This is a genomic window from Sphingomonas beigongshangi, from assembly GCF_016820445.1.
Lineage (GTDB): Bacteria > Pseudomonadota > Alphaproteobacteria > Sphingomonadales > Sphingomonadaceae > Sphingomonas > Sphingomonas beigongshangi.
In genome coordinates, this window is the sequence record NZ_JADHDT010000023.1 from 1 (window position 1) to 838 (window position 838).

At 56.0% G+C, this 838-nt stretch carries 1 protein-coding gene; it reads left to right on the forward strand.

What is annotated here, in order from left to right; all coding sequences use genetic code 11:
• The coding region (locus tag IQ292_RS17550; protein ID WP_275298352.1) for a calcium-binding protein at positions 1–838 on the forward strand (838 nt) is incomplete at both ends.

Here is an 838-nt window from a genome sequence, read left to right on the forward strand (position 1 = left end):
ATTGGCGGCAAGGGGAATGATTATCTCTACGGTGGTCGCGGTAGTGACACCTATCGATATACCTCTGGTGACGGCGGCGACGAGATCTATGAAGAAGGTAGCTCGACGGACATCGACACCCTCCAGCTCGTCGACCTTAACCCGGGTGATGTCACGTTCCGGCGCGATGGTGTTCACCTGTATATGACCGATACAACTACCGGGCAGGAGACGAAAATCTCCAACCAGTGGTACTCGGATGCTGCTTATGGGATCGAGCAGATCAAGTTCGCCGATGGCACCACGTGGGACCGGGCTGCCATCCAGCAAGCTGCATGGATCCGAGGTTCCAATGCCGATGACAGGCTCTACGGATCGTCAGACGCCGATATCCTCATTGGCGGCAAGGGGAATGATTATCTCTACGGTGGTCGCGGTAGTGACACCTATCGATATACCTCTGGTGACGGCGGCGACGAGATCTATGAAGAAGGTAGCTCGACGGACATCGACACCCTCCAGCTCGTCGACCTTAACCCGGGTGATGTCACGTTCCGGCGCGATGGTGTTCACCTGTATATGACCGATACAACTACCGGGCAGGAGACGAAAATCTCCAACCAGTGGTACTCGGATGCTGCTTATGGGATCGAGCAGATCAAGTTCGCCGATGGCACCACGTGGGACCGGGCTGCCATCCAGCAAGCTGCATGGATCCGAGGTTCCAATGCCGATGACAGGCTCTACGGATCGTCAGACGCCGATATCCTTATTGGCGGCAAGGGGAATGATTATCTCTACGGTGGTCGCGGTAGTGACACCTATCGATATACCTCTGGTGACGGCGGCGACGAGATCT